The organism is Maribacter sp. (assembly GCF_039968975.1).
GTDB lineage: Bacteria > Bacteroidota > Bacteroidia > Flavobacteriales > Flavobacteriaceae > Maribacter.
Genome location: NZ_JBDVOT010000036.1, coordinates 22238 through 29810 on the forward strand (window position 1 = coordinate 22238; position 7573 = coordinate 29810).

Below are 7573 nucleotides of genomic sequence, written 5' to 3' on the forward strand. Positions count from 1 at the left end.
AAATTGAAAGAAAAAATATCTATAACATCCATAGCTTCGATTTCTCCATTAGGGAGCACATTAGAAGAGACTTGGAAAGCATATCAAGATAGCGACCATTACTTTTCCTTAAAAGAAATGAATGGTGAACAAACTTTTATGGCACCTTTATCTGCATCGGCAAAGTTGAAAGTAGATGAACTTAGAGAGTCCGATAGTAAGTATAGAAAATTAGACGATAGTGTGTTGTTCGCTATGGTGGCATCAAGAATGGCAGTAGCACAATCTGGCTGGGAAAATACTTCGGAATTCGGAATCAATATGGGGTCCTCTAGAGGGGCTACAAAATTATTCGAAGCCTATCATTCAGAATTTCTGAAAACAGGTATTTCATCGACCTTAAGTTCACCTACTACCACACTTGGTAATATATCATCGTGGGTTTCCCATGATTTAGGCGCAACCGGACCAGATATATCACATTCCATTACCTGTTCTACAGGTTTACATTCGGTTTTGAATGGTGTGGCGTGGTTAAATAGCGGAATGTCCAGCAAGTTTTTGGTAGGAGCCAGTGAAGCACCTTTGACCAATTTTACCATTGCCCAAATGAAGGCATTGAAAATTTATGCTAAAGCACCGGAGTCAAACCCTGGTTCGGTAGTTGATGTTTTAAAGGAAGCTGAGCGTAGCCAAAGTTACCCGTGCCAGTCATTGAACATGAAAAAGGAATATAATACCATGATATTGGGCGAAGCGGCATCTGTAGCTTGTCTGGAAACAGGAGTGGTGGAAAATGCATTAGCAGTGATTGAAGGAGTGGGATTTGCCACTGAAATATTAAAGCATAATACCTCTATTTCTGCAAATGCAATTTGTTTTCAAAAATCCATGAAAATGGCTTTGGGTAATATGAATTCTGCTGAGGTAGATGCAATAGTTATGCACGCACCAGGCACCATAAAAGGAGATTCATCAGAATACAATGCCATTAAAGAAGTTTTTGGCGATGATATGCCTAAATTGACCACCAATAAGTGGAAGATTGGTCACACATTTGCGACGTCAGGTATGCTGAATTTAGAGTTAGCGGTGTTAATGTTGCGGAACAATAAGATGGTTTCCGTTCCTTTTTTAGAGAAGAAATCCAAAGAAAGAAACCTTAGAAAAATAGTTGTAAACGCTGTAGGTTTTGGTGGTAATGCGGTCAGTATTTTAATAAGTAAAAATGAATAAGCTATTGTAACAGATGATGGAAATGAGTGGTAAGTCATTATTTTAAAAACATCCAATTATTTTTTCAATTTAAATTCCGTTATTTTTGAACTCTGGTAACAACCTAAGATTATATGAGCGAAGCAAGACATAATTGGTCAAAAGAAGAAATCCTAGAAATATACAATAAGCCTTTAATGGAGCTACTTTATGAAGCTGCCACTGTACACAGGAAAAATCATGATCCTAATACGGTGCAGGTTTCAACGCTGCTTTCAATTAAAACAGGCGGTTGTCCAGAAGATTGTGGTTATTGTCCGCAAGCTGCACGTTACCATACGGATATTGAAGGTAATGACCTTATGGCCGTTTCTCAAGTAAAAGCTCAAGCGCTAAGAGCAAAAGCATCAGGTAGTTCTCGAGTGTGCATGGGTGCTGCGTGGAGAAATGTAAAAGATGGCCCTGAGTTTGATCAGGTATTAGAAATGGTACGTACCATTAACAAGCTTGATATGGAGGTGTGTTGTACCTTGGGTATGATTACGGAGAATCAGGCAAAACGTTTGGCAGAAGCTGGTTTATACGCTTACAATCACAATTTAGATACTTCAGAAGATTACTATAAAGATGTTATTTCTACACGTGCCTTTGAGGATCGTTTAGATACTATTGAAAATGTACGTAAAAGTAATGTAACCGTTTGTAGCGGTGGTATTATTGGTATGGGTGAAGCGTTAGAAGATAGAGCAGGTATGCTGGTAGCTTTAACGTCATTGAATCCGCAACCAGAATCAGTGCCAATTAATGCATTAGTTGCCGTAGAAGGTACACCAATGGAAGATATAGAGCCAGTTTCTATATGGGATATGATACGTATGGTAGCTACAACAAGAATTGTAATGCCAGAAACTCAAGTTCGTTTATCTGCAGGTCGTACAGAAATGAGTAGAGAAGGGCAGGCAATGTGTTTCTTTGCGGGAGCAAATTCAATTTTTGCTGGCGACAAGTTATTGACTACTCCGAATCCCGATGTAAATGAAGATATGGCGATGTTTAAGATGTTAGGTCTAAACCCGCAAAAGCCATTTACAAAAGTGTCTCAGCCAAAAACGGTAGAAGCAGAAGATTCTCAACTAGATTCTTTAGGTGAAAAACCAAAATGGTCTAGACCGGGTCATTCTATTGAGCGTAATGAAAATGCGAAGCAGAAAGCTAAAGTTGTTGAATAATACTACATTATTACATTTTTAAGAAATTATTTTCTTAACGTTAATTACCTTTGGCATCCCTATAAAACCATTTGTAATTGAAGTTAGCAGATATCCCCAGGGTAAAACATATTACCAAGGACACTTTTATTAACGACTACTTTAAGCCTCAAAAACCTGTTGTTTTAGAACAGGCAATTGAAGATTGGCCTGCTTTTAATAAGTGGAACCTAGATTATATTAAAGAAGTAGCCGGAGATATAATTGTGCCTTTGTATGATGATAGACCGGTACAGCATAAAGATGGTTTCAATGAGCCACATGCCAAAATGAAGATGGCAGCTTATGTTGATCTATTAAAGAAGGAACCTACTAAGTTTAGAATTTTTCTTTGGAATATTTTAAAGGAAGTACCTGCATTACAGAAAGATTATAAGTTCCCAGACTTTGGATTAAGGCTTTTAAAAGGTGTGCCAATGATGTTTTTTGGAGGACGCGACTCGTACACTTTTATGCATTACGATATTGATCTGGCGAATATCTTTCACTTTCATTTTGATGGGGAAAAGGAGGTAGTGTTATTTCCGCAGTCAGAAACCAAAAAGCTTTATAAAGTTCCACATTCTCTAATTACACATGAGAGTATTGATTTTTCTAATCCTGACTATAATAAGTGGCCGGCATTAAAAAATGCAAACGGATTTAAAACGACTTTATCACACGGTGAAGTATTATATATGCCAGAAGGTTATTGGCATTATATGAAATACAATACGCCTGGTTTTTCAATGAGTTTAAGAGCGTTGGCACGTAATCCTAAAAACTTGGCAAAAGCATCATATAACATTTTTATAATGCGTTATTATGATGTATTAATGCGTAAGCTAAAAGGACAAGATTGGATAGATTATAAAAATAAGGAAGCTATTTCTAGAACAAATAAGAATCAAAAGGTTTTAGTAGAAAATTAGTCAGACTTATTTTATAAGTTCTTGCAGTTTCTCATACACCAAATGACTTTCCCAGCCTCTGTATAGAAGGTAATCTGCTAGTTTTTTTCTGCGCTTTTGAATATTGGTTTCGGTGATCTGTTCTAGTCTTTTATGAGCTAAATCATCTAAGGTAGTCAAGTATGCTTCGGGTTCAATTTCTTTTAGGGCGGTGGTAATATTGTATTTAGAAATATTTCTGAATTTCAGTTCTCTAACAATTCTATTTTTTCCCCATTTTTTAATATTGAATTTGCCACGGGCAAAGCTCTTGGCAAAGCGTTCTTCATTTAAAAATCGATCTTCAATAAGCTGGGCTATAATGGTATCTACTGCTAAAGGAATCATACCCATTTCTTTTAATTTTGAAACCACTTCTTTGTGGCAGCGATCTTGGTAAGCACAATAGCTTTCTATTTTTTTGGTGGCTTCTTGAACAGTGTAGCCTTTTGATTTTTCGTTCAATGGTGATATTTAAATAAAATTTGAAATTAGGTAGATACTCTGGTAAAGATATAACCAAAAGCAAAACTGAGTAAAAATATTAAAATGCCAACTGCTATTCCTATTCCAACTGTTATTAGTAAAAATACAATAACCTTTAATATTGATTGACCCAATGGTAAGTTTGTATAGTTTTCCATAAACATAAGTATAATAAAATATCAATAGAGGGTATATTAATAGAAACAAGCTAGGGTGAATCCAAATAGCCATAAGAAATATTAGAGAAGTAGTTAACATGCTAAAACCTTGAATGTAGCAATTGGCTACAATATGTTCCCCATAATTGTATGGCTTTCTGTATACTAAAAATGCTATTAATGTGTATATTGGAAGTAAGAGGATAATCAATAAGTTAAAGTACTTAAGTGTGAATTTTGTGCTTTCAGCTGATTTGGCCAACTGCTCTGCCTTAAATTCTGGATCTTCAAATGGTCCGCCCAGTGTTTCTGCATACCAATTAATTTGTGATTCATTAAAATCATTCATTACTGAAATGTATTCTTCATCAAAAGAATTAAATACAAACAAGCTAATTGCCATGCCTATAGTTAGGAATGCAAAAGGGTTTAAGAATTTTTTACGTGTACCGTTATAATATTCCCTAAGAAGCGCTCCGGGTCTTTAAATCAAGTATTTAATGGTAACAATGTACTTATTGTCCCATCCAATATAATTTTTAGAGGCATCTTCTAGAATACGTTTAATCGTTATTCTTTCAGAGACTATTTTAGCACCGCATTGGTTACAGAAAAGTGAATTGTACACAAGTGTCGAAGAACAATTTTTACAAGACATTTACTTTGGTTGGTTAGGAATTTGATTGTTAAAATACATAAAAACCTAAAACAAAAAAAAGCGACCCTGTTGAGGATCGCTTGGTATTTATTATTAGTGCAATACAGCACTACTTTAAATTATCACCTATTATAAAAAGTTGTAGCCTAGTACTACAGAAATTACTTTGTAACTTGATGATATTGCAGCGTAGTTGCTTAATAATTCTCGTCTAGGGTTATAGTTTAATTTGATACTTGCATTTTTATGAGCAAAACCTAATCCAAAATTAAATGAAGTCCTTGGTTCAATATCAAAATCACTACTAGATTCGAAATCTATTTTTGAATCTAAAGCTGTATCTATTTGAAATGCTGAATTTATAAATATCCTGGAGTCTGAATTAAGAAAAAAGTAGTGTCTCAATCCTATAGATGTTTCAATAGATTTGTAGTCTACCGATACTTTTTGAAATTCTAATTGTTTTTCACCTTCAAAACTTTGGTACATAGGTTGAATAAATAATGACCATTTGTTTTTATTAAAGGGTAGTATAGCTTCAATTTCAACACCGAATCTTACACTAGAATTATTTTCAAGTTCAAAATTAGTACTAGGTTGAGGAGAATTAAAATCCATTGAGGCAGAATTAAGTCCGGCTCTAATACCTACATTTAGGGCATCTCTCTTTTTATTGTTTGAAATTCTAGAATCAACATAGTTAGGGTCTTTACATTGATTGTATGAAGTGAAAAATGAGAGTAGCTCAGTTTTTTTGTAATCAGTTGCTTTTACCTTATCAAGGGATATATTTTCACATTTAAGATTGTCCCAAAGCTGCTTTTTGTATTCAGTATTCTCTCCAATACGATTGTTTTCATTAAGATATTTTTTATAAACTAATTGTTTGGTTGTATTGCTGTGCAGATTGTAAAAAAATCTTATTAAGTTGCTATCTTCATAATAATATAAATTAGCATCTCCTTCAGTTAGTTGTTCAAGAAATAAAGTTTCTGATTTAAATTCGGCTTCTTTTATCTTGCTCAATCTTTTAAGAATATTTTTAGACCTATCTATTTCTACTTTTTTTCTTGTAAACTTTTTGCCGTTTTCAATTGAGAATTCTGCTATGTTGTAGATGCTGCCCTCCTGAATTTCAGCATTCAAATCTTTTTTAAATTCAAATGTAGTGGGGTTATTTTTCCAGCCGTTGTTCTTAATAAGGCAATTTATTTTTTTTCCAGAATTATCAATAATGTACCCTGGTTCAAATGTGATCTGGGCAAATGTGTTCAAACTTATAAAAAGCAATAAAATAAAGTAGATTTCATTTGGTCTTTGTATTGGTTGTGATTAATAAAGTATGTCTGTTAATTTTCGGCAACAAAAAAAGCGACTCCGTAAGGAAATCGCTTTTTTTATTAATATATTGTTTTGCCGTCTTTATTTTTAAAACGGTATTCAAGATACGTATACGCATCACGCGGTTGAATTTTTATCCACTTTTTATACTCTAAGAACCATTTTGTTCTCATTGATGGAAAACCTTTTGTAATATAGGCTGCTATAAAAGGGTGTATATTTAAAGTTATACTGCTATCCTTTTTAGGGCCTTTGAGAAGTTTTTCAAGGTCCGCTGTAATTTTATCTATTAAAACAATAGGTGCTTCCACCTGTTTCCCTGCATTGTTAGGGTCCTCTTCAGTTGTTTTAATATTCATTTCAGGTCGTACCCTTTGTCGGGTAATCTGAATTAAACCAAATTTACTAGGAGGTAGTATTTTATGCTTGGCACGATCATCTTTCATCTCATCTCTAAGATGTTCAAAAAGCTTTTTTCTATGTTGTGGTTTTACCATATCGATAAAATCTACCACTATAATTCCGCCCATATCACGAAGACGTAGTTGTCTTGCAATTTCAGATGCGGACAAGAGATTTACCTCTAGGGCAGTATCTTCTTGATTCTTAGCTTTGTTTGATCTGTTGCCACTGTTAACGTCTATAACATGAAGTGCTTCAGTATGCTCTATAATTAAATAGGCGCCTTTACTCATAGCTGCAGTACGACCAAAAGACGTTTTAATCTGTCTTTCAATACCAAACTTCTCGAAAATAGGTACGTTAGTGTTATAATGCTTAACGATGCTCTCTTTTTCTGGAGCAATCTCTACCACATAATCCTTAATTTCATTAAATAAGGTGGCATCATCTACATGTATTCCTGTAAAACTATCATTGAAAACATCTCTTAAGATAGAAGATGCTCTATTGAGTTCTACAAATACTTTTGATGGTGTTTGAGCACGATGTAATTTTTTACACATTGCTGTCCATTTGTTCAGCAAGTTTTCTAGATCTTTGTCCAGTTCTGCGACTTTTTGTCCTTCAGCGACTGTTCTAATGATAACACCAAAACCTTTTGGTTTAATGCTTCTAACGAGTCTTTTTAACCTGTCTTTCTCTTCTTTACTACCTATCTTTTGAGATACGGATACACGATCGGAGAAAGGAACCATTACCAAGTAACGCCCAGCTATTGATAGCTCAGAACTAATTCTTGGTCCTTTAGTAGATATAGGTTCTTTTACAATTTGAACCAATAATGATTGGTTCGCTTTAATGACATCGGTAATAACACCATTTTTGTCAATATCGGTTTCGAACGGGAAATTTTCTAAAGTGTAATCCTTTAGTTTTCCTGTGCTCACTTGTTTAATGAACTTAAGCATTGAAGATAACTGCGGTCCAAGGTCATGATAATGCAAGAATGCATCTTTTTCATAACCAACGTTTACAAACGCTGCGTTAAGACCAGTTACCGGTTTTCTGATTTTGGCTAGAAAAATATCGCCAACAGAAAAGTCGTTACTGTTTTCCTCTTTATGTAGTTCAGTGAGT

General features: G+C 34.5%; 7 protein-coding genes. 4 read left to right on the forward strand and 3 right to left on the reverse strand.

Features of this window, described 5'->3' with window-relative positions; genetic code table 11:
• Positions 1–3 precede the first annotated feature (3 nt).
• From ABJI11_RS02190 to ABJI11_RS02200, 3 genes are all read left to right on the forward strand, one after another.
• A complete protein-coding gene (locus tag ABJI11_RS02190) occupies positions 4–1215 on the forward strand; it encodes a beta-ketoacyl synthase N-terminal-like domain-containing protein (RefSeq protein ID WP_348349012.1) in 1212 nt (403 codons plus the stop codon).
• Between the two features lie 113 nt (positions 1216–1328).
• Entirely contained in the window at positions 1329–2423 is a 1095-nt protein-coding gene (bioB, locus tag ABJI11_RS02195) for a biotin synthase BioB (protein ID WP_276493451.1), read from the forward strand.
• A 77-nt stretch (positions 2424–2500) separates the two neighbouring features.
• Positions 2501–3373 (forward strand): cupin-like domain-containing protein, encoded by an 873-nt coding sequence (locus ABJI11_RS02200; protein ID WP_348349014.1) that lies wholly within the window; start codon positions 2501–2503, stop codon positions 3371–3373.
• A gap of 6 nt (positions 3374–3379) precedes the next feature.
• Here the strand turns inward: ABJI11_RS02200 and ABJI11_RS02205 are convergent, their stop codons facing one another.
• On the reverse strand, positions 3380–3856 hold the full coding sequence (locus ABJI11_RS02205) for a regulatory protein RecX (RefSeq protein WP_348349016.1): 477 nt from the start codon (positions 3854–3856) through the stop codon (positions 3380–3382).
• Between the two features lie 409 nt (positions 3857–4265).
• Between ABJI11_RS02205 and ABJI11_RS02210 the strand changes: the two genes are divergently transcribed.
• Positions 4266–4493, forward strand: coding sequence for a hypothetical protein (locus ABJI11_RS02210; protein ID WP_348349018.1), 228 nt, complete (start codon positions 4266–4268; stop codon positions 4491–4493).
• A 329-nt stretch (positions 4494–4822) separates the two neighbouring features.
• On the opposite strand, the gene ABJI11_RS02215 is transcribed toward ABJI11_RS02210, so the two are convergent.
• Both ABJI11_RS02215 and ABJI11_RS02220 read right to left on the reverse strand, forming a co-directional pair.
• On the reverse strand, positions 4823–5968 hold the full coding sequence (locus ABJI11_RS02215; RefSeq protein ID WP_348349020.1) for a tRNA modification GTPase: 1146 nt from the start codon (positions 5966–5968) through the stop codon (positions 4823–4825).
• Between the two features lie 125 nt (positions 5969–6093).
• A partial coding sequence (locus ABJI11_RS02220) for a ribonuclease E/G (RefSeq protein ID WP_348349022.1) occupies positions 6094–7573 on the reverse strand: 1480 nt, incomplete at its 5' end.

What these genes read in the sequence shown, in the direction of transcription:
- bioB (WP_276493451.1), top strand. Translation starts at nt 1,329, where the DNA reads ATGAGCGAAGCAAGACATAATTGGTCAAAAGAAGAAATCCTAGAAATA.